Origin of the sequence: Spongiibacter sp. UBA1325, assembly GCF_002306875.1 — a bacterium.
Taxonomy (GTDB): domain Bacteria; phylum Pseudomonadota; class Gammaproteobacteria; order Pseudomonadales; family Spongiibacteraceae; genus Spongiibacter; species Spongiibacter marinus.
In genome coordinates this window covers 68591-90027 of the sequence record NZ_DBTD01000002.1, presented here as the reverse complement: position 1 = coordinate 90027, position 21437 = coordinate 68591, and the positions used below count along the sequence as shown (strand labels likewise).

The window sequence follows — 21437 nt, the reverse complement described above, 5'->3', positions numbered from 1 at the left end:
TCTCTTGAAGTCAGCGCAAGACGCTCAGCATTAGCAGGCCGGTCACCATACTCAGCAGGCCCACCCACCTAACAGAACGGCTTTCTAAATCAGCCATGCGATAGGCCAGCATGCGCCAGCGGTCAGGACTCAGAAAGGGCAAAATGCCTTCAATGATCAGCACTAAGCTGAGGGCCACTGCCAATTCCTGCCACATTGATCCCACCCGCTAAAAACAAAAAATCCGCGCCAGGAAACGTGCTGCTTGCATGTCCCCTGCCCGGATTCGCGGATGATACCACAATCGCCGCCAATGGCGGCATTGGCAGGGCGCTTTCGACGCGCCGCTGCCAACTAGTCACATTACTTTACGCTGCCCTTTCTCAGATAGCGGAAGAATTCGCTGTCACTGTCCAGTACCAGCAGGTCGCCATCACCAGAGAATGACGCTTTGTACGCTGTAAGGCTGCGGACGAAGGCATAAAACTCGGGGTCGGCATTGTAGGCAGACGAGTAAATTTGTGCCGCCTGGGCGTCACCCTCACCGCGAATGACTTCCGCATCGCGGTAGGCGTTGGCTGCAATGATGGTGCGCTCGCGGTCCGCTGTGGCGCGAATTTTCTCGGCCAGCTCGCGCCCTGTTGAGCGCTGCTCGCGTGCCTCGCGCTCGCGCTCTGACTTCATCCGATCAAATACAGACTGACTTACCTGCGAAGGCAGGTCGATACGCTTCACCCTGACATCGACCAACTCGATCCCGAATTCCGCCATCGTAATCTTGTTCAGCTCAGTGGTCAGATCCGTCATCAGCATGTCGCGCTCACCGGACACCACCTCGTGGAAGGTGCGCTCACCGAATTTATTCCGCAGGCCGGTGTTAATACGCTGAGCCAGCAGGCCCTCGGCGCGAATTTCCTCGCCGTTGGTGGCGGTGTAAAACGTTTCCGTGTCGGCAACACGCCACTTGGCATAGAAGTCTACGTCCAAGGGCTTCTTCTCATTCGTGAGAAAACGCTGAGTTGGGGCGTCCAGGGTTAAAATCCGACGCTCAAATTTGCGCACCACGTGCACAAACGGGGTTTTAACACCTAAACCGACCGCCACATCGGGGTCGACAATCTCACCGAACTTGAGCATTACCGCTCGCTCGGTTTCCTTCACAATAAACAGGGAGTTATAGCCAACGACCAATACCGCCAGCGCTAACAGTAATAGCGTAAATTGACGATTTGCCATGATCAACGTCCCTCCCGGCGGCTAAACTGACTGTCCCGGCGCAACTGCTCTACAACCTTGTCGGTCAGCTGGCGAATATCCACCTCTTGGTCTCGCATAGGGCGAGAGGCCGCGCGCTGGTTGGCCAGCTTGTCTAAGGGCAGATACATCATATTGTTGCCACCTTCTACGTCGACCATCACCTTGCTTGAATCTGCGTAGAGCGCCTGCAAAGCATCGATGTACAAGCGCTCACGAGTTACCTTTGGTGACTTCTTGTACTCTGCCACCAACTCGCTAAAGCGCTGGGCCTCACCCTCGGCCTTGGCAATCACTTGCTCTTTATATGCCTGAGCTTCTTCTAGTTGACGTTGTGCCGCACCGCGCGCCTCAGGAATGATGCCGTTGGCATAGGCCTCAGCCTCGTTCTTGAGTCGTTCACGGTCTTCCTTCGCCCGCGTTACATCGTCAAACGCGTCCTGTACTTGCGACGGCGGCTGAGCGTCTTCGATATTCACTTTCGCCACCTGGATGCCGCTCTGGTAGGCAGTGAGGTAGTTCTGCATACGAGCCTGCGTTTCAACAGCGACCTGCTCACGCCCTTCAGTGATCACCTGATCCATTTTCGAGCTGCCCACCACGTGGCGGAGCGCACTTTCCAGCGCGTGTTCCAAGCTCAATTCAGGACGCTTCACTTTCAGCAAAAAGTTAGCGGGATCCGAAACGGTGTACTGCACAGAGACTGAAATATCGACAATATTTTCGTCCTCAGTCAGCATTTGCCCGCGGCTCGCGGCCGCACGAACCTTGGTGACGTTAATAATATTCACATCGTCGATAATCGGCGGCGCCCAACGCAGACCCGGCATCACCGTTTGTTGGTAGACACCCAGGCGCAACACCACCGCGCGCTCTTGTTGGTCTACCTGATAAAAACCAAATAGCGCCCACACTGCAACGGCCAACACCGCGAGGGCACCAATGCTGCCCATTCCCAGTTTTACGCCGCCGCCATTTCCACCCTGGCCGCCACTGCCACCACCGAAGAGGCTATTGAGCCGCTCTTGCAACTTTTTCAGCGCCTCGTCTAAGTCCGGCGGCCCTTGATTTTTGCCACCCCAAGGGTCGTTATCGCGACCACCACCCGGTTCATTCCAGGCCATAGTTTTCTCCTGTCCGTATGTCATTGCCCGCTTTCCGAAGAAAGCCAATGGCAGATTAAGACGCCAAGCTGTTGATTAGAGGGGCAGTCTAGCAGATTTACCCTGCCCTGCTAACGCCGTGTAGGCGACATTTCGTCACTGCTTTGCTGGGTGTTGAGCGACGCCTCGCTCAGCGACTCAGCGGCTAAAAAACGTTGCCAATCGACCGACGGTAAGCGCAATTTCAGGTGAAAGCGCCCCGCTTCATCGAGCTGCTCAGACTGAATCGCATTGAGTTGATAGAGCCTGGCACGCAAGCGGCCGTCGCTGGCATTGAGCACAAGCTCTGGCTCCACGATATCGCCACTGAGAATTTCTGCCAGCGCGTCACCCAACAGCTCCAGCCCTTGCTGGCGCTGCGCCGACAGCCACACCCGTGTCACATCACCGTGCTCGTTTCTTTCGATACGCGGCGTTGTACCCAATAGATCGGTTTTGTTATACACCTCCAGCACAGGAATGCTGTCGGCACCAATCTCTTCCAATACATTCTTTACTTGCCGGACATTGTCACTGCGCTCCGGGTCGGCACAGTCGACCACGTGAACCAACAGATCCGCCAGCGTCGCCTCTTCCAGCGTTGCACGAAATGCCTCCACCAGCTTATGCGGCAAGTGGCGGATAAAACCCACCGTATCTGCCAGCACGACCGGCCCCACATCGTCGACTTGAATGCGACGCAGCGTAGGATCCAGGGTGGCGAACAATTGATCCGCGGCGTAGACCTTTGACTCAGTGAGCACATTGAACAAAGTGGACTTGCCCGCATTGGTGTAGCCGACCAGGGATACCGCAGGAATATCGGCGCGCTGCCGCGCCCGGCGCGCCTGGTCTCGCTGACGCCGAACCTTCGATAAGCGCGATTGAATGCTTTTGATACGTGCACGCAGTAGGCGTCGGTCGGTTTCGAGCTGGGTTTCGCCCGGGCCACGCAGGCCGATACCGCCCTTCTGCCGCTCAAGGTGAGTCCAACCACGAATCAAGCGGGTAGACATGTGTTCGAGCTGAGCGAGCTCGACTTGGAGTTTCCCTTCGTGGGTACGGGCCCGCTGGGCAAAAATATCCAGAATCAGACCGGTGCGGTCGAGAACGCGACACTGGAGTTCGCGCTCAATATTTCGCTCTTGGCTTGGCGACAGCGCATGGTTAAACAGTACCAGCTCGCCGTCGTGGTCTTGCAGGGCCTGACGAATTTCCGCGAGCTTTCCCGACCCCACAAAAGATCGGGGGTCGGGATGCTGACGCTGCCCCGTAATGAACGCAACGGGATCACCGCCCGCCGAGGTAACGAGCTGAACAAATTCGTCGGCGTCTTCGCGCTCATCCTCACTATTAAGGTTCAGGTGAACAAGTATTGCCCGCTCACCTGAGTTGGGTCGTTCAAAAAGCAAGAATGAACCTCAATAATACCGCGCGAATTATTCGCTTTCTTGCTCGTCGTCTTCTGGCGGATGAGCCATCGGCAGGCGAACAACACGAGAGGGCACGACGGTGGAAATCGCGTGCTTGTAGACCATCTGGCTTACCGTATTCTTCAGCAAGACAACAAACTGATCGAAGGACTCAATCTGTCCCTGCAGCTTAATGCCATTTACGAGGTAAATGGATACGGGAATCCGTTCCTTGCGAAGAATATTCAGATAAGGGTCTTGTAAGCTATGCCCTTTTGACATGGTAAGCCTCCTTGTCGCCCAACGTGGGCCAAAAAAATCGAGAAAAGATGCAAGTTGTTGACTACTTAGGATAGAACAAGTTCGCGCATCAAAGTAATTAGTTGGCAGTATACCGCAAGTCAATCGCTTATAGCATTGCCGAGCGCCCTTATAACCGTTTTTAATTGCTGGTCTCTGCTGGCATTTGTATCGAGCCAACACAGCTCCGGCCACGCGCGCAACCAGGTCATTTGACGTTTTGCCAACTGCCGGGTCGCGATCAACGCTTTTTCAAAGGCCGTATCAAGGTCGAAATCACCGCGCAGGTACTGCCAAACCTGCCGATAACCCACCGCGCGCATGGCTGGCAAGTCATCTGTCAGGTCACCGCGCGCCATTAAGGCCCGCACCTCATCGACAAAACCGTGCTCGAACATGTGCTGCAACCTCAGCTCTATACGGCGGTGCAGCTCGAGCCGATCGGACGGTGCGATGGCAAACTGATGACAATGCCAAGGCAGGGCGACCGCCTGCTGGCGCGCGCGCCACTCAGTCATCGTAACCCCGCTGACGCGATAAACCTCCAGAGCTCGACTTAGGCGCTGACTGTGATTGGGGTGAATAAGGGCCGCGCTTTCCGGGTCGATTCTCGCCAATTCGGCGTGCACAGCCGGCCAGCCTCCCTCTTCGGCCATCAGCGCTATCTCGGCGCGCACTGCAGCGTCAGCGGCGGGCATATCGGCGAGCCCTTCGAGCAAGGCCTTGAAGTACAACATGGTTCCCCCAACCAGCAGGGGGATGCGCCCGCTATCCTGTATTCGCTGCATTTCGCGCAACGCATCGCGACGAAACTCCGCCGCCGAATAGGCGTGACTGGGCTCGCAGATATCAATGAGAGCATGGGGGTATCTGGCCAACTCATCGGCACTAGGCTTAGCGCTGCCAATGTCCAAGCCGCGATAAACCAATGCCGAGTCCACACTGATCAACTCACAGGGCAACTCGTCGCACAGCGCCATTGCAAGATCGGTTTTGCCGGAGGCGGTCGGCCCCATCAAACACAGGGCCGGCGGTAAATGATCAACGGCCACGCAGAAACCACTTATCGAGTTCAGCCAATCCCACTTGCACCCAAGTGGGACGCCCATGGTTACACTGGCCACTGCGCTCGGTGGCTTCCATGTCGCGAAGCAGAGCGTTCATTTCCGGGATAGTCAGGCGACGATTCGCGCGCACCGAGCCGTGACAGGCCATCGTGGAGAGGATCTCATTGATATGGGCGGCAATGCGGTCAGAGCTGCCATATTCCAACAGGTCCGCAATCACATCTCTCACCAGCTGTTCCACCTGACTGTTTGCCAGCATAACCGGCAACTCCCTGACCACCAGGGACTCTGTCGACGCCCGTTCCACCGACAAACCAAGCTCGGAGAAAACCGCCGCGTGCTGTTCTGCGCAGTCGGCCTCGCGCTCACTGACCGCCAGGCTCTGCGGCACCAACAGTGGCTGACTACGCAGACCCTCGCCCTCTCGGGCTGCTTTCATGCGCTCGTAGGTAATGCGCTCATGCGCTGCATGCATGTCCACCAACACCATGCCCTCGGCGTTTTCGGCCAGGATATACACCCCTTTTAACTGAGCCAAAGCGTAGCCCAGGGGCGGAATTTCCGCATCCGGGTTCTCCACCATCGGCTCTTGCAAGCGCTGGTAGGCCGGTACCTGATCGGCAACCCTGCCCGGCGCGAAGGCATTTTGGCTTTGATAGCCGCCGCTGTGCATTGGCGGGGTCGGCGCGGTTGACGGCGCACCACCCTCCGCTTCGCGCAAGGGCATCGCCGACTGCTGTTGGGGCATATCCCGCAGGGGTTCGGCAGTATTGCCAGGCAGCGCGGCATTTTGTGCCACGGTATCCGGGCGCACATCGGCAAGGGTTTTATGTAAGGTGCGGAAAATAAAGTCGTGAACACTGCGCCCGTCGCGAAAGCGCACTTCGTGCTTGGTGGGGTGCACATTGACATCGACCAATGCGGGATCGAGCTCCAGGTAGAGCACAAAAGCAGGGTGACGACCGTGAAACAGCACGTCGCGGTATGCCTGGCGCACCGCATGGGCGACAAGGCGATCGCGAATATAGCGACCGTTCACATAGAAATGTTGCAAGTCCGCCTGACTGCGCGAAAATCCCGGCAAGGCGACCCAGCCCCACAGGCGCAAACCGATCGCAGAGCGGTCGATGAACAGCGCATTTTCCATAAACGCCGGGCCACAGACTGCCGCCAAACGGCGCTCTTGTTCCAGCTGACTGGCAGCTGGCTTTAAACTGTGCACGGCCCTGCCGTTGTGGCGCAGCGAAAAGCCCACGTCAAAGCGCCCCAGCGCCTGCCGCTTCATCACCTCATCCAGGTGCCCGAACTCCGTCTTTTCGGTGCGCAGGAATTTACGCCGTGCGGGCGTGTTGAAAAATAAGTCGCGCACTTCAACGGTGGTACCGCGCGGGTGGGCCACTGGCTCAAGCACCGCGCTCATATCACGCCCTTCCGATCGCGCCGCCCACGCGCTCTCTGCATCTTCGGTGGCACTGCTAAGGCATAGCCGCGACACCGAGCTGATACTCGCCAAGGCCTCGCCGCGAAATCCCAAGCTCGCCACAGATTCCAGGTCGCTTAATTCCGCTATTTTACTTGTGGCGTGGCGACTGAGCGCCAACGGCAGATCGTCTTTCGCGATGCCGCTACCGTCATCGCGAACGCGGATAAGCTTAACGCCGCCATCTTCAACCTCAAGGTCGATACGGCGCGCACCAGCGTCGAGGCTGTTTTCCACCAATTCTTTTACAACAGAGGCTGGGCGTTCTACCACCTCGCCAGCGGCAATTTGGTTTGCCAGGCGAGGGTCGAGCAATCTGATATGGGTCATTTTGTCGCTGGTATTTGGATTTTTTGACCGACGCGAATACTGCTGCCGGATAAACCGTTGTGACGCTGGAGGTCAGCAACGCTGATGTTGTGACGCGCGCCAATGGCCGACAGTGTGTCGCCGCTGGCAATCACGTATTCTCTCGCCCCTTTAGGCTTGGCGGCATCGCCACGCTTCACCGCAGCAAAGTAAGTATCGGGCGGCGGGCTCTCGCGAAAATAGCGGTCGATACCTTCGAATATCGCTTGCGCCATTTGATTCTGGTAGCGGCTGGTCTTGAGCTTGCGGGCCTCACCGGGGTTGGAAATAAACCCGGTTTCAACGAGCAAGGACGGAATATCGGGGGACTTCAACACCGCGAAACCCGCCTGTTCAACGCGCTTGCTATGCAGCCGGGAAATTTTGCCCATTTCGCCCAATAGTTGCGCGCCAACACTCAGGCTCGCATCAAGGGTCGCAGTCATCGACAAGTCGGTCAGCACACCGGCCAGCACATGATCTTTGTCAGACAAACTGACACCACCCACCAAGTCAGCCTGGTTCTCGCGCTTGGCGAGAATTCGCGCCGACGCACTGGTAGCCCCGCGCTTGGACAGGGCATACACCGAACTGCCATTGGCGCTAGAATGGGTGAACGCATCGGCGTGAATCGATACAAAGAAATCCGCCTGCGCCTTGCGCGCAAGCTGCCGCCGCTTCGCCAAGCCCACATAGTAGTCGCCGTCGCGAATCATCACGACGCGATAACCGCGCTTGCTTTTAAACTTGGCTTCAAGCTTCTTGGCGATGCGGAAAACCACATCTTTTTCCTGCAGCCTACCTGGCCCAATGGCGCCCGGGTCTTCGCCGCCGTGCCCGGCATCAATGGCAATGACCACATCGCGCTGGGAGCTTTGCTCAACACTTTTGACTACCGTGGGCTCAGTGCCGCGTTGCTGGTCGAGAAAATCGACAACCAAGCGGTCACTTTGACCGGCGCTGGCGGGCAGCAGAAAACTGCGGACCTGCACACTTTTACTCAGATCGAACACTACCCGCAGCTTGCCGTCCGGCTTCTCTGCGTGACGCAAGCGCACGATGGGGCTGTTTTCGAATTCAGGAATGGCGCCGCCCACATTGAACCGCGCTTTAGATAGGTCAACAACCAGCCGGTCGGGCTTATCGAGGGTAATGACTTCATGACTAACGGGAGCAGACAGATCGAAGACCACTCGACTATGGTCCGGCGCCCGCCAAAAGCGAACGTCGCGCACCTCTGCTGCACTGCTCAGCGTGGCGACCAGCATAGTCCAGAACAGAACAACAATATGGATGGGTTTCATAGCGCTTTTATCTGCGTAACGATGCGACGGCCACGCTCACTGAGAGCTTGCACAACAAGGCGGCGACCGACTCCCTGTTGTTTGATGTTAACCTGTATATCCGGGCTTGGCAAAACACCGGCGCCGCGCTCCGGCCACTCAATTAACGCGATGCTGTCGTCGGAAAAATAGTCTCGAAGCCCCATATACTCGAGCTCTTCCGGGTCGCCTAAACGGTATAAATCAAAGTGATAAACCGTGACAGTGGCAAGCTCATAGGGCTCAACCAGTGTATATGTTGGGCTCTTCACGGCCCCGGTGTGTCCATAGGCATGTAGGACACCCCGGCAAAAGGTGGTTTTACCCGCACCGAGATCGCCGTCGAGATAAACCACCGTTGCCATTTCCAGACAGCGACCCAAACGCTCACCCGCGGCAACGGTTTCAGCTTCGTTTGCCAGCTGAATTTCAATGTCCATTCATCACTCCGCGTAATTGCGCTACTAAGTCCATCGCCAGTAAGCCTCGCTCACCGTGTTGTGCCGCTCGATCGGCAGCGCGGCAATGCAACGCCGCCGCAAGTCGGCAAGCAGTAACGGCGTCGAGGTGCTGGGCGAGCAGGGCCGCGATCATACCGCTCAACACATCCCCCATTCCACCGCTGGCCATTCCGGGATTTCCCCCTTCATTCACCCAGCAGGTCACGCCGTCGCTAATAACCGTGCCCGCCCCCTTCAACAACACCACCGCCCGATAGCGCTTGGCCAGGGCTTTGCAACTGCTAAACCGGTCTGCTTGCACCTCAGCAACAGCGCATTTCAACAGGCGCGCCGCCTCTCCTGGGTGAGGCGTCATGACGCGAATTCTATCTGGCTGCTGGGCGCATTGCTCGTCGAAGCGGGTAGCATCGGCAGCGAGAATATTGAGTGCATCGGCATCAAGCAATAAGGGGGCCTGCGCTTGCAGACAATCATCGAGCAAGGTCTTGCCCCACACCTGCTGCCCAAGGCCGGGCCCAACAGCGAGCACCGAAGCTCGCCCCAATGCCTCAGCCCATGCCTGTGCATCCGCCCCCGGGTATGCCATGACCTCCGGGCGCTGCGACAACAGCGGCGCCACGTGCTCTGGTCGCGTTACACAAGAGACCAGCCCCGCGCCGCAGCGCGCCGCCGCCGAGGCAGCCAACACCACTGCCCCGGCTGTGCCGTAGTCGCCACCCGCAACCAAGACGTGGCCATACATCCCCTTGTGCGCGGCGACGGGGCGCTGCCCCCACTGGCGCAATTCGGCATCCACATCTGTGCGCCAGGCTGACGGCTCAGTGTGCTCAAATATACGCGCCTCAATGCCGAGTCCATCGAGACGCAACGCGCCGCAATGCTGACTGGCCAGCCCGGTAAACAAGCCCTGCTTCCAGGCGATAAAACTCAGCGTTAGCGACGCCTTGATCGCTAAACCTTCGTGCATCCCGGTATCGCAATTCAGGCCCGAGGGCGCGTCGATTGCCAGCACGGGGCAGCCAGCGGCATTAATCGCCTCGATTGCGTGCCGGTACTGCCCCCGCAGCGGCCCTGAAAATCCAGTACCGAGCAAGGCGTCCACAACCACCGCACCGGCTGCCGGCGACTGCCCGTCCCACAGCTGTACATTCACCCCGGCGTCGCAAGCCAACTCCCTCGCAATATTGGCGTCTCCCCGAGAGGTTTCGCTGAAGGCCCAGCAGCGCACCGCCATCCCCGACTGGGCCGCCAACGCGGCCACGATATAGCCATCGCCACCGTTATTACCGCCACCGCAAAAAATATCGATAGGACTATGCTGAGGCCAGCGCTGCTGCAAACAGGCGAATGCTGCCGCCCCGGCTCGATGCATCAATTCAAAGCCCGGCGTACCGGCAGCGATCGCTTTTCGATCAAACTCCTGCACCTGCTCCGCTGTGTACAGAGCCAAAGACCCAGCCGCCGCACGCATTGATCGATCCATTTCCCGCTCCCAGGCGTGTAGAATATCCTTCCATGATAGCGCGCATCCATTTTGCAGGCAGCCCATGAGCAAAGTACTCAGCCCAGAGGCCCTGGCCGACCTCGCCACACAGCTAAAACAGTGGGGGAAGGAGCTGGGGTTTGCCCACATCGGCATTGGCCCGGCGGAGCCTTCACACCACGCTGAACGGCTGACGCAGTGGCTTGCAAAGGGCTTTCACGGAGAGATGCACTACATGGCAGAGCGGGAGTCCCTGCGCCGCGCCCCTGAATCCCTGCTCCCCGGTACACTGCGCGTCATCAGTGCACGCATGGATTACCGGCCGGAGGCCAGCGATGCACTGCAAATACTCAAGCAAGCTGACAAGGCCTATATTTCTCGCTACGCGCTGGGCCGCGACTATCACAAGCTGATTCGCAAACGACTGGCACAGCTCGCTGACCGCTTAGGAGGCCAGCAACAGCGGGCCTTCGTCGATAGTGCGCCGGTGTTGGAACGCGGCTTCGCTGAGCAGGCCGGCCTGGGATGGATCGGCAAGAACACAATGCTTATTAATTCGCGGGCAGGTTCGTGGTTCTTTCTGGGAGAAATCTACACAGATCTCGCCCTTCCCATCGATCCGCCGCAGGAAACCGACCACTGCGGCAGCTGCCAAGCTTGCTTGGACGACTGCCCAACACAGGCCATCGTCGCCCCTTATCAAGTCGATGCCAGACGCTGTATTTCCTACTTAACTATCGAGCTAAAGGGCGCCATTCCAGAGGACTTGCGACCCGCGATGGGCAACCGCGTCTTCGGCTGCGACGACTGCCAATTGGTATGCCCGTGGAATAAATTTTCCCAGCCAACCAGCGAGCCGGACTTCGCCCCTCGCCATCAATTAGATGACCGCGAGCTGCTCGACCTGTTTCTTTGGACCGAAGAGGAATTTCTGAGCCGCACAGCGGGCTCGCCGATACGGCGCATCGGCTACCAACGCTGGCTGCGCAACCTCGCTGTCGGTCTTGGCAATGCACCGTTCAACCCTGACATTGTTGCCGGCCTAAAAAAACAGCGGCCACAGGCAGAACCCATGGCCGCTGAACATATCGACTGGGCCCTGGCGCGGCAACAACACACCGACACCCTGGCCCACTCACACTGAGTTTATAGCGGGCGCGAGAAACTGAAGATCAGTGCTTCCCGACCTTCTGCCTCGTCACTGTACTCAACACTGGCCGCAATACGGGAGCTACCCAGTGCCGCGCTGATGCCGACACTGGCCTCGACGTAATCTTCGCCATCCTCACGATACGACGGCATTTGATAATCACCGAAACCGAGATTGCGATTGCGCCCGGTTACCGTCTCGTCATGATCTTCCATTTCCGTCGCTGCAAACACTTCGGCAAAGCCGCGCACACCGTCGCCCAGTGCCACCCCTGCCAACAGCCCGGCTCGGAATACCTGGCTGTCGCGGCGCTGCTCACCCCACTCGGTATTGGCCACCGCCGCACCCGATTCACGATAGCTATCAACTTCAGCTTTCATCCAACGCCAGCCAACAGCGGGCCGCAGTGAGATACTACTGTCGCCAAGAACTTCGTAGCTAAGCAGGCCATCGAGATGCCAGCCGAAACCATTCGTGCCACCTTTGGCCGTTAAGGTCTGCGGCCCCAGCTTGACGTCCCGGTCGAGGCTGTCGTAATCCACCACGCTCAAGCCCGCGGCACCTTGCAACAACCAACCGCCATCGCGATAGCTCAACAGGCCGCTAAGCCCAACACTCGTCGCCGAAAAATCCGTGCGCGCGGATTCTGACTCGTGATCGCCAAAACTGAGCACCACCGCAGAGTCGAGCTGCTCACTCAAGGGGCTGCTAAAACCGATATTCAAGCTGCGGCTATCATTTTCAGCAACGCGCTCTGCGTCCAGGCCGACACCGCTGATCGTCCACCGCGATTCGCCCGGAGAGGCCTGCTGCTGGCGCCGCAATTCCGTTGTTGCACCGCGCTGACTGCGCACAATGTCCAAACCGAGCTCCGGAATCAGGCCAACGTCTTGCGGGCCATTCACTACACTAATGAGGTAGTCACCCGTAATTGCCCCCATCTGCGCCGTGGGGTGCACGCCGTCATTGAAGATCAGCACATCCGGGTTGGGGTTGCTGCCATCAATGCCGAATATCGGGTGCTCAACACAGTCATTGCCTGAATCGTCAAAGCACATATAACGCTGATCGAAGCCAGCCAGCGGCCCAAACGCGGGGTTGGTGCCGCTGACGAAGCCAAAGGCCTCGGCATTATCGGAAACGTAGCTGATCAACCCCGCAAGATCGACGGGAACGAGGTTCGCGCTGCCAAAAGCAGAAAATGCCTCCAGCGCACTGTTATAGCCGGCAGCACCTGCCGAGGCGGCCGCCGCACTGCCCGGCGCACCGAGGTCCTGAGCCTGCAATGCCGCCGTCTGACCGAGGTCTGGCAAGTTCGCGAACAGAATATAGTTCGCCCCGGCGTCACTCAGCGCTTGTGCAGCCGCAAGCAGCGTGCGCGCTGAATTAATAATAGACGCCTGATCAGTGGCCGTGCCGTTTAAAAAGTCGTTACCACCGCCATCAATTAGCACCAATGCATCGGGGTCGATACGCGGGGTCTCATTGAGAAAAGCCTGACGTGCAACCGCACCGCCGGCCGGTAGCGCCAGACCCGTGCCGTTAATTGAGTTGAGTATATCTGCGGTTTCATAGCCACCGACCGCCCAGTTTGTGCCACCCGCAGCGGCCGGCGCACTGAGCAGCGTTAAGGCTTCGCCCAGATATTGCGGCGCAATACGCGCATAGTCTCCGACGGTGAAGTCGCCATTGCCATCGCCCACGCGGTTGGTAAATCGCAACCCGAGGTTGCCGCTATCTAACAGGCTGTCGCCGAAGATGTATAAATTGCTGTAGCTGACGTCAGCATGCACCGGCAACGCCAGCGCAGCCGCTATGCTTAAAGGAAGGAGTTTTTTCATTGTGGTCCCCACGTATTATTGTTTTCACCAACACTGTTGCGCCCGACAATTCGCTGCACTAATAGCAACATAGCAGAGCTTTTCAACGATGCTTGGTTCTGTTGCCAGTCAACGCGACTGACATACATTATTTAATACGTGGTTTTACTTAAACGGGTTCGAAAAGCTTCGAAATAGTATTGAGAAGCTGGGATTTTCCAGCAATTACTGAAGACGAAGAAAATGCTCCCGGTAATATTTCAGCTCGGCAATTGAGTCGCGAATATCATCCAGCGCCAAGTGGCTGGCTTTTTTGCTGAGGCCACTCATCAGCTCGGGGCGCCAGCGCCGCGCCAACTCTTTGAGCGTACTGACATCGAGATTGCGGTAGTGGAAATACGCCTCCAGCTTGGGCATTTCACGCGCCAGAAAGCGCCGGTCCTGGCAGATGCTGTTGCCACACATCGGCGAGGCGCCCTTATCGACATGCTTATCGAGGAACTCCAGCGTCAGCCGCTCGGCCTCCGCCACCGTCATGCAGGTTTCCTTCACGCGCTTGATAAGCCCTGACTGCCCGTGCTGAGTCGTGTTCCACTCATCCATACCCGCCAGCACTTCATCGCTTTGATGGATCGCCAATACCGGCCCTTCGGCCAGCGTATTCAGCTCCGGGTCGGTCACGATTGTGGCAATTTCAATAATGTGATCGTTCTGAGTATCCAGACCGGTCATTTCCAGATCAATCCAGATTAAATTCATCGCCTTGGACATTGCCTCACCTCCACAGAACAGAAATCTCCCTTACCGGGCAGTATCTGCTGGATTGTACCAGCTCATACGTTAATATGAGCGCTGTTCACGCAGGGTCGGGCATGAGTAAACGCCGAATAAGCCGCCAGCAGAGATGGCGCATAGAAAAAATTCAATCTGAACGCAGCGAACGCGCACGCCGCAGGGCCGCCGATACTGAGGCAGCGTTGAGCGAGGGCGAGCTGGGTGACGAACAAACCGGCATTGTTGTCAGTCACTTCGGCCAACAGCTGGATGTTGAAGGACAAACCGGCGAACAGCAGCGCTGTCACGTCCGCAGCAACATCGACGGTTTGGTCACTGGTGACCAGGTCATCTGGCGGCCGGGCAAGCCCACTGGCGTGGTGGTTGCTCGCGAACCTCGCCGGTCACTACTGTCCCGGCCCGACAACTTCAATCGTTTAAAGCCTGTCGCCGCCAATATTGACCGTATTGTTATCGTAATTGCGCCCGAGCCGCTGGCCCACGCCAATCTGATCGATCGCTACCTTGTCGCGGCAGAACACAGTGATATTACGCCGGTACTGCTGCTTAATAAGTCAGACCTCATCGACCCGGAGGGCAACGCCAGCTTACTCAACATGGTGCAGCGCTATCGCGACATCGGCTACGACGTGCTCACCGCGTCCTGCGCCAGTGAAGGCGGCCTCAGCGACTTAAAAGCGCTGCTGGACGGCCATATCAGTGCCTTTGTCGGCCAGTCTGGTGTCGGCAAATCCTCGCTCGTCAACGCCTTATTACCCGGCACTGACAGCCGAGTCGGCGCACTCTCAGAGGCCACAGCCAAGGGGCGCCACACCACCACAACCGCGCGGCTTTACCACTTTCCCGGCGGCGGCAGCTTGATCGACTCACCGGGAATTCGTGAGTTTGCGCTGTGGAACCTTGAGCCAGAGCAGGTTCTGCAAGGGTTTAAAGAATTCCGGCCGTTTATCGGCCTGTGCCGTTTTCGAGATTGCCAGCACCAACAGGAACCGGGCTGCGCGCTTCGCGAGGCTGTCGAGGGCGGTGACATCACTGCGCAGCGCTTCGCCAGCTACCAACAAATTATTGCCAGCATAAGCGGCGATTAACGGCAGCGGCGAGCTCAGGAACTGCTGCGACAGAGGCATCGCAGCACCGCCGCGCTAGCTGTTACAATCCGCCGAAACAGGAGGGAACGCTATGAGTGACTTACCACTACTTATTGAGACCGAAGCGCTTGTATCCGCGCTTGACCAGCCAGATTTGCTGATTGTTGATACCAGTAGCCGCGACAACTACCTCCGCCACCATATCCCCGGCGCCGTGCATATTGCCCCCTCGGAACTACAGCGCGGCGAAAAGCCGGCCGTCGGTAAAATTCCCCGCGAAGCGGACCTACAGGCGCTGTTCTCGCGCATCGGGCTCCGCCCCGAACACCATGTTGTTGCCTACGACGACGAAGGCGGCGGCTGGGCTGGACGCCTGATCTGGACCCTGGATGCTATTGGCCATCACAACTACTCCTACCTCAATGGCGGTTTGCACGCCTGGCTAGCCGGTGGCCACCCAACCGAAAACGGCGAACACGACGTGCCCAGCAGCGACATCAGCATCCATATTGACAGCACGCCAATCGCGGAGATCGAAGGCTTTATCAACCTTCTTGGCAATAGCCAGCTCGCCATATGGGATGCTCGCAGCGCCGAGGAGTATCGCGGTGAAAAAGTACTGGCTGCGCGGGGCGGCCACATTCCCGGTGCCGTCAACCTAGACTGGCTGGCACTCATGGACAAAGACAATGACTTCCGCCTGAAAGACCTTGGCGAACTGGAAGCCCAGTTGCAGTCACTGGGCATTACCCGTGACCGCACCGTTATCACCCACTGCCAAACCCATCACCGCTCGGGCCTGAGCTATCTATTGATGAAGATACTTGGCTACCCCCATATCAAGGCCTATGACGGCTCGTGGGGAGAGTGGGGTAATCGCGACGACACGCCAATCAACACCGGCGACGCTCCCTAGAACATTCTTTTATACACTGCCAATGTAGAGGCGACATCGTGAACACTGTTTTTATTATTCTGCAACACCTGCTTCCCCAGCATTTATTGTCGCGCCTTGTCGGGCGGCTGGCGGAGTGTCGCAGCCCTTGGCTAAAAAACATCTTGATCAGCCAATTCATCCGGCAGTACAAGGTCAACATGGAGGAAGCCGCGGCGGACAGCCCGCAGGACTACGCCAACTTCAATGACTTTTTTACCCGCGCGCTGCGCGATGGCGCGCGCCCAATCGACGACAAAGCGGAAACCCTGTGCTGCCCAGCGGACGGTGCCATCAGCCAGTTAGGTCGCATTCACGACGGCCGTATTTTTCAGGCCAAGGGCCAGGACTACAGCCTGAATACCCTGCTCGGTGGCGACGAGGCGCTCAGCGAAACCTTTCGCGATGGTAGCTTTGCAACTATTTATCTGTCTCCCCGCGACTACCACCGTGTTCACATGCCGATCACCGGCACCCTGCGCAGCATGACTTACATCCCCGGCAAGCTGTTTTCAGTAAACACCACTACCGCTGAAAACGTGCGCAGCCTGTTTGCTCGTAACGAGCGGGCGGTGTGTATTTTTGATACCGAGGCCGGCCCTATGGCAATGATTTTGGTGGGCGCCATGATTGTCGCGGGCATTGAGACGGTAGGGGCGGGCCAGGTTGCCCCCCCTCCACGGGAAATTACCACCCGCCAGTACCAGGAAACTGAAGCCGCACCCGTACTGCAAAAAGGCGAAGAAATGGGGCGCTTTAAACTGGGGTCAACGGTGATTTTGCTATTCGGCAAAGACCAAGTGGATTGGCTGGAGCAGTATGAAGCCCTAACCCCCACGCGACTTGGCGAGGCCCTGGCGCGTCGACGCTAGAAAACCCGCCCCCAACCAACGAGTCGGCTTTCGCGCCCGTGTAAAGCCCCGCTGGATCACACCCGGTCCAGCGGAAAAGCCACAACCTCGTCGATGCGCGAGCTGCTTGTCGCCAGCATTAATAAGCGGTCCAGCCCCACGGCAACACCACAACATTCGGGCAAACCGGCCTGCATCGCCGACAGCAGGTTGCGGTCAATCGGCGGCAATGTTTGACCGCTTGCCTTACGCTGCTGGTGATCGCGACGTATGCGCCGCAGCAACTCACCGGCGTCGCGCAACTCGTCGTAACCATTCGCCAACTCTAAACCGCCACAGAACGCCTCAAAGCGCCGCGCTACCGATTGCCCCTGAGCATCAATGGCGATATTGGCCAGTGCGGCTTGCGACTCGGGAAAATCCACCACGAAGGTAATAGCCTCGCCGTCAAAGCTCGGCTCGACAACCGCCGACATAATCAACTGCAGCCAGGTATCACGCTCATCGCTCTCGAAGTTGATATCCATATGCTGTGAGGCACAGTCTCGCAACGCATCGAGGCTGGCGGTATGCGGGTCCAGGCCTACCGCGCTTAAGAACGCCGACCGGTAAGTCATGTGCTCCACGGCTTTATCGCCAACGGCCAAGCGAATAACCGCAGCGACCTCATCCATCAGTGATTCGAGCGCTACACCCGGCTCGTACCACTCGAGCATCGTGAACTCAGGGTTGTGACGAGCGCCATGCTCGCTGCCACGAAACGCCTTACAGATTTGAAAAATCGCGCCGCTGCCAGCAGCGAGCAGACGCTTCATAGCATATTCGGGGGAGGTCTGTAAGTAGAAAGGATGGTCGCCCGACAGCGGATTTGCTGTGGCAATGGCGTCAATATGGGGGTCGGTTACCGGCGAAGAGGCCAGCAGTGGCGTTTCAACTTCCATCACCCCGCGCTCGGCAAAGCGGGTGCGTAGCGCGGCGTATAGCGCGGCCCTGCTGCGCAGGGCCACCATCGACGCACTGGGGCGCCAGTCTCTCAATTAGCTTTTCACCCGGCTAACGTATTCACCGCTGCGGGTGTCAACGCGAATCACTTCACCCTGGCTAATGAACAGCGGAACCTTCACCACGGCTCCGGTGCTCAGGTGGGCCGGCTTGGTACCACCCTGCGCGGTATCGCCTTTCAGGCCGGGATCGGTTTCGACAATTTCCAACTCCACGAAGTTTGGCGGAGTCACCGACAGGGGCGCGCCGTTGTACAGAGTCACGGTGCAAACGTCCTGCTCTTTCAACCATTGAGCGGCATCCCCAACAGCCTTCTCATCGGCTTGTACCTGCTCGAAATTGGTGGGGTCCATAAAGTGGAAAAACTCACCATCGCTGTAGAGGTATTCCATTTCATGATCCATCACGTCGGCGCCCTCAAGGGACTCACCCGATTTAAACGTACGCTCCCACACCCGTCCGGTGTTAAGGTTGCGCAGCTTCACGCGGTTGAACGCCTGCCCCTTTCCGGGTTTTACAAATTCATTGTCTAGAATTGAACAGGGCTCACCGTCGAGCATCACTTTCAATCCAGAGCGAAATTCATTGGTAGAATAGCTGGCCATGATTATCCTCAGCGACTGGGCTTTAGCGTATTTTTAAAAGGGCGACATGATACCTCTTAACGCGCCACATTGGCAGACTACAGATTGGCAACAGCAGTACCGCGACATGATCCGCAGCCCGGAACAGCTCTGGCAGCGGTTAGCGCTCGATCCCGGTGACCGCCCGGATATTCAGACTGCGCTTGCCGACTTTCCATTGCGCGTCACCGAGGCCTTTGTCGCAAAAATGCAGCCAGGCGACTGGAACGACCCTCTGCTGCTGCAAATATTGCCACAAGCACAAGAGCTGAATGAGCAGCCCGGCTACAGCAATGACCCCTTACAGGAAGCGGCCAGCAATCCAGTACCCGGGCTTATCCACAAATACCGCGGCCGCGTCCTGATGGTGACCACCCCCGCCTGCGCCGTTCACTGTCGCTACTGCTTTCGCCGCGCCTTTCCCTACAACGACAATCGCGCAAGTCAGGACGACTGGCGCGCGGCGCTGGACTATATCAGCGCCCACCCGGAGATAAATGAAGTTATTCTAAGCGGCGGCGACCCCCTGTCGGCGCCGGATGACTACCTTCACCAGCTTGTTGACCGCCTGGCGGCCCTGCCACAAATCAATACCCTGCGGCTGCACACACGCCTGCCACTGGTTTTACCAGCGAGAATAACCCACGGGCTGATTGATGCCCTGACGCGGCCGCAATTACACACCGTCATCGTTGTGCACGCCAATCATCCCAATGAGGTCGACAGCGACACTGTCACCGCACTGCTAGAATTAAAGCGGGCCGGATTCACGCTTCTCAACCAGAGCGTGCTGCTTAAAGGAGTGAACGACTGCGCAAAAACACTGACTAGCCTGAGCAAACAATTGTTCGACTGCGGGGTTCTCCCCTACTATCTGCATGTGTTGGACAAGGTTAACGGCGCAGGACACTTTCACGTTGACGATGCCAAAGCGCAACAAATTATGCGGCAGTTACTGGCCTCGCTGCCCGGCTACTTAGTGCCGCGACTGGTTCGCGAGGAGCCCGGCCAGCGCAGCAAGACGCCACTTGCGCTACGCTAATTAAACGCGTAAAAACATATACTTATTTACCATCGCAGAAGTGATGTATCGCGATTGATAACGGAATGCCATGAACAGCACACCAAGCCTGCTGGTACCGCTGCCGGAAATTAACCGGCACCAACACAGCCTCTTCAGCCTGACGGCATCGGCAGCCGGAAAGTGGCTGGAGACTCTGCCGCGCGCCAACCTTGGCGAAACCACTCGCCGTTTGTATCAAGCGCTGAGTGAGCTCAGCCATGTTCGCTGCAAGGGTCGTGACCGCTTTGAAGTGCTCGAAAAAATTCGCCCCCATGTGCATTACATTACCCGCGGCCTCTCGCAACACTATTTAAACAAGCCCATTGTTCTGCCCGAGAAGTCTGAAAAAATCGTTCAGTTGGCAGACACGCTAAATACCTTGCTGGCACTCGGCTACTGCCAAGCCTTTGTAAATTTGGAACTTGAATCCAGACTGCTCAAACCTAAAGAGACGCTGGCAACCTGCCTGCATCGCGCGTTAACCGAGTACAGCTGTGTGTTGGTTCGCAGCTACCAGCTATACCGCACACCACCACGGCGGTTTTGGCAAAACCTCCACCACATCTACCACAGCGCACAACTGCAAAAGCTCACCAAGCAGCGCATTGATGATCGCAGCCAAGGCGGCGGCACCGTCGAGCAGGCCTATTTACGACCACTCATTTTGGCCTGCAGCCGCTGCTCGCAGCTTTCCCAGCGCTATATCGAACAAGTCTTTTTCGGCTTGCGATACTGGAGCAGCGAGATTGAACTGCGCAGTAAACGCCTTGAAAGCTGCGTTTTCTTACTCGACCCCGAGCAAGACGCTCCCCCGGTCTATCGCGAGCTGGCCGACAAAGCGCCCAGCCCCGGTTGGCTGGGCATCGACACCTCCGCCCTGCAAGGCGGCAGCGCCAAGTTGCTCAGCAAAATCCCTGGCAGCAAACTCAGCGTTGAATTTAAGCTACCTGAGCACGTGCTCAGCCAGTTGAGCATGGCCTGGAGCGCCGCGACCCTGCGAGCCGCAGAGCGTATTCCCTGCGATGAGACGGCGCTCATTACCGTGGGAATGAACCCAACCCACTACTTCGCGGCAAATCAGTCAGACTTTGAGCTGTTCGAGCTTGAGGGCAGTGACGCCAGTTCGAGAGCAGACCCGTACAACAACAAACCCCAAAACTCCGACCCGTGGGCAGGCAGCGGCGGCCGCGACACGCGCGACTACGATATCAATGACCACTGGCACGAGGGGCGCAGCGAGCGGGCCGCGGTCGAAGACATTTCCTATACCTTGCCCCAGACCCAAAATGGCACCGGCAAGAGCGAGAGCCACTATCACTACCAGCGCGCTCGCCTAATGGACAGCAGCACCTCCGGATACCGTATTGAGTGGCCGGATACTATTGAGACCCGGATTCGTACTGGAGAAGTTATCGGTGTAAAAACTGACGACTATGAAAACTGGCGAATAGCCGTTGTTCGCTGGCTCAGAAGCGACGAAAGCCATCAAATGGGCGTTGAAGTGATTGCGAGCGCGGCAACGGCCTACAGTGCCAGAGCGATGCAATCTGGCCTGGCTTCAGGAGATTTCCAGCGAGCCCTGCTCATTCCCGGTCGGGACAGCGGCCCCCTGGTGATGCTAACCAACATCACTGGCTTCGCAACGGGGCAGACGGTAGAACTGATTCGCCCCGGCCACGTTATGCGTATAAAACTCGATGAGATCGTCGACAGCTCAACGGCATACAAGCTGTTCGCGTACACAGACACCAACCGGCAACAAACAAGCAGTGTCGACCGTATTGTGGCAAAACGCGATGACGACGATGACAATGAAGGCGACTTCAACAAGCTCTGGGATATTTTGTAAGCGCCGTACCCGGC

Annotated in this window: 20 protein-coding genes; 6 read left to right on the top strand and 14 right to left on the bottom strand. The window is 57.7% G+C overall.

All coding sequences use genetic code 11. The features are described 5' to 3' along the window. Window positions 1-10: 10 nt before the first annotated feature. From B3K78_RS00955 to B3K78_RS00910, 10 genes are all read right to left on the bottom strand, one after another. Window positions 11-178, bottom strand: coding sequence for a DUF2065 domain-containing protein (locus B3K78_RS00955; protein WP_286693957.1), 168 nt, complete (start codon window positions 176-178; stop codon window positions 11-13). Between the two features lie 164 nt (window positions 179-342). Next, window positions 343-1215, bottom strand: a complete 873-nt coding sequence (gene hflC, locus B3K78_RS00950; RefSeq protein ID WP_286693956.1) for a protease modulator HflC — start codon at window positions 1213-1215, stop codon at window positions 343-345. A gap of 2 nt (window positions 1216-1217) precedes the next feature. Further along, window positions 1218-2357 carry an FtsH protease activity modulator HflK gene (gene hflK / locus B3K78_RS00945; protein WP_204996181.1) on the bottom strand — a complete coding sequence of 380 codons (1140 nt, stop codon included), beginning with the start codon at window positions 2355-2357 and terminating at the stop codon, window positions 1218-1220. A 110-nt stretch (window positions 2358-2467) separates the two neighbouring features. Continuing rightward, window positions 2468-3787 (bottom strand): ribosome rescue GTPase HflX, encoded by a 1320-nt coding sequence (gene hflX, locus B3K78_RS00940; protein ID WP_286693955.1) that lies wholly within the window; start codon window positions 3785-3787, stop codon window positions 2468-2470. A gap of 27 nt (window positions 3788-3814) precedes the next feature. Then, window positions 3815-4069 (bottom strand): RNA chaperone Hfq, encoded by a 255-nt coding sequence (gene hfq / locus B3K78_RS00935; protein WP_027874122.1) that lies wholly within the window; start codon window positions 4067-4069, stop codon window positions 3815-3817. A gap of 119 nt (window positions 4070-4188) precedes the next feature. After that, on the bottom strand, window positions 4189-5103 hold the full coding sequence (miaA, locus tag B3K78_RS00930; protein ID WP_239547763.1) for a tRNA (adenosine(37)-N6)-dimethylallyltransferase MiaA: 915 nt from the start codon (window positions 5101-5103) through the stop codon (window positions 4189-4191). Window positions 5104-5128: 25 nt separating this feature from the next. Further along, window positions 5129-6964 (bottom strand): DNA mismatch repair endonuclease MutL, encoded by a 1836-nt coding sequence (gene mutL / locus B3K78_RS00925; protein WP_286693954.1) that lies wholly within the window; start codon window positions 6962-6964, stop codon window positions 5129-5131. Beyond that, entirely contained in the window at window positions 6961-8286 is a 1326-nt protein-coding gene (locus B3K78_RS00920; RefSeq protein ID WP_204996177.1) for an N-acetylmuramoyl-L-alanine amidase, read from the bottom strand. Before B3K78_RS00920 ends, mutL begins: the two co-directional genes overlap by 4 nt. After that, the gene (gene tsaE / locus B3K78_RS00915; protein ID WP_286693953.1) at window positions 8283-8744 is read right to left on the bottom strand and encodes a tRNA (adenosine(37)-N6)-threonylcarbamoyltransferase complex ATPase subunit type 1 TsaE; all 462 of its coding nucleotides are present in this window, start codon (window positions 8742-8744) and stop codon (window positions 8283-8285) included. Before tsaE ends, B3K78_RS00920 begins: the two co-directional genes overlap by 4 nt. Then, window positions 8734-10248, bottom strand: coding sequence for an NAD(P)H-hydrate dehydratase (locus B3K78_RS00910; RefSeq protein WP_286693952.1), 1515 nt, complete (start codon window positions 10246-10248; stop codon window positions 8734-8736). Before B3K78_RS00910 ends, tsaE begins: the two co-directional genes overlap by 11 nt. A gap of 64 nt (window positions 10249-10312) precedes the next feature. On the opposite strand from B3K78_RS00910, the gene queG reads away from it, so the two are divergent. Beyond that, window positions 10313-11392, top strand: coding sequence for a tRNA epoxyqueuosine(34) reductase QueG (gene queG / locus B3K78_RS00905; RefSeq protein WP_286693951.1), 1080 nt, complete (start codon window positions 10313-10315; stop codon window positions 11390-11392). 2 nt (window positions 11393-11394) lie between these two features. Here queG and B3K78_RS00900 read toward each other — a convergent pair whose 3' ends face one another. After that, window positions 11395-13239 carry an autotransporter domain-containing protein gene (locus B3K78_RS00900; protein WP_286693950.1) on the bottom strand — a complete coding sequence of 615 codons (1845 nt, stop codon included), beginning with the start codon at window positions 13237-13239 and terminating at the stop codon, window positions 11395-11397. Window positions 13240-13443: 204 nt separating this feature from the next. After that, the gene (gene orn / locus B3K78_RS00895) at window positions 13444-13989 is read right to left on the bottom strand and encodes an oligoribonuclease (protein WP_204996172.1); all 546 of its coding nucleotides are present in this window, start codon (window positions 13987-13989) and stop codon (window positions 13444-13446) included. A gap of 101 nt (window positions 13990-14090) precedes the next feature. Here orn and rsgA point away from each other — a divergent pair, with 101 nt between their 5' ends. The 3 genes from rsgA to asd all read left to right on the top strand — a co-directional run bounded on the left by rsgA (window position 14091) and on the right by asd (window position 16907). Further along, on the top strand, window positions 14091-15101 hold the full coding sequence (rsgA, locus tag B3K78_RS00890) for a small ribosomal subunit biogenesis GTPase RsgA (RefSeq protein WP_204996171.1): 1011 nt from the start codon (window positions 14091-14093) through the stop codon (window positions 15099-15101). A 91-nt stretch (window positions 15102-15192) separates the two neighbouring features. After that, on the top strand, window positions 15193-16017 hold the full coding sequence (locus tag B3K78_RS00885; RefSeq protein WP_286693949.1) for a sulfurtransferase: 825 nt from the start codon (window positions 15193-15195) through the stop codon (window positions 16015-16017). A gap of 38 nt (window positions 16018-16055) precedes the next feature. Further along, window positions 16056-16907, top strand: a complete 852-nt coding sequence (gene asd, locus B3K78_RS00880) for an archaetidylserine decarboxylase (protein ID WP_286693948.1) — start codon at window positions 16056-16058, stop codon at window positions 16905-16907. 56 nt (window positions 16908-16963) lie between these two features. Here asd and epmA read toward each other — a convergent pair whose 3' ends face one another. Together epmA and efp are read right to left on the bottom strand one after the other, a co-directional pair. Then, on the bottom strand, window positions 16964-17923 hold the full coding sequence (gene epmA, locus B3K78_RS00875) for an EF-P lysine aminoacylase EpmA (RefSeq protein WP_286693947.1): 960 nt from the start codon (window positions 17921-17923) through the stop codon (window positions 16964-16966). Continuing rightward, the gene (efp, locus tag B3K78_RS00870) at window positions 17924-18493 is read right to left on the bottom strand and encodes an elongation factor P (RefSeq protein ID WP_027874134.1); all 570 of its coding nucleotides are present in this window, start codon (window positions 18491-18493) and stop codon (window positions 17924-17926) included. It lies immediately after the preceding gene. A gap of 46 nt (window positions 18494-18539) precedes the next feature. Between efp and epmB the strand changes: the two genes are divergently transcribed. Both epmB and B3K78_RS00860 read left to right on the top strand, forming a co-directional pair. Next, on the top strand, window positions 18540-19553 hold the full coding sequence (gene epmB, locus B3K78_RS00865) for an EF-P beta-lysylation protein EpmB (protein ID WP_286693946.1): 1014 nt from the start codon (window positions 18540-18542) through the stop codon (window positions 19551-19553). 70 nt (window positions 19554-19623) lie between these two features. Further along, window positions 19624-21423 carry a cyclic-di-GMP receptor FimW-related protein gene (locus B3K78_RS00860; protein WP_286693945.1) on the top strand — a complete coding sequence of 600 codons (1800 nt, stop codon included), beginning with the start codon at window positions 19624-19626 and terminating at the stop codon, window positions 21421-21423. Window positions 21424-21437: the final 14 nt, after the last annotated feature.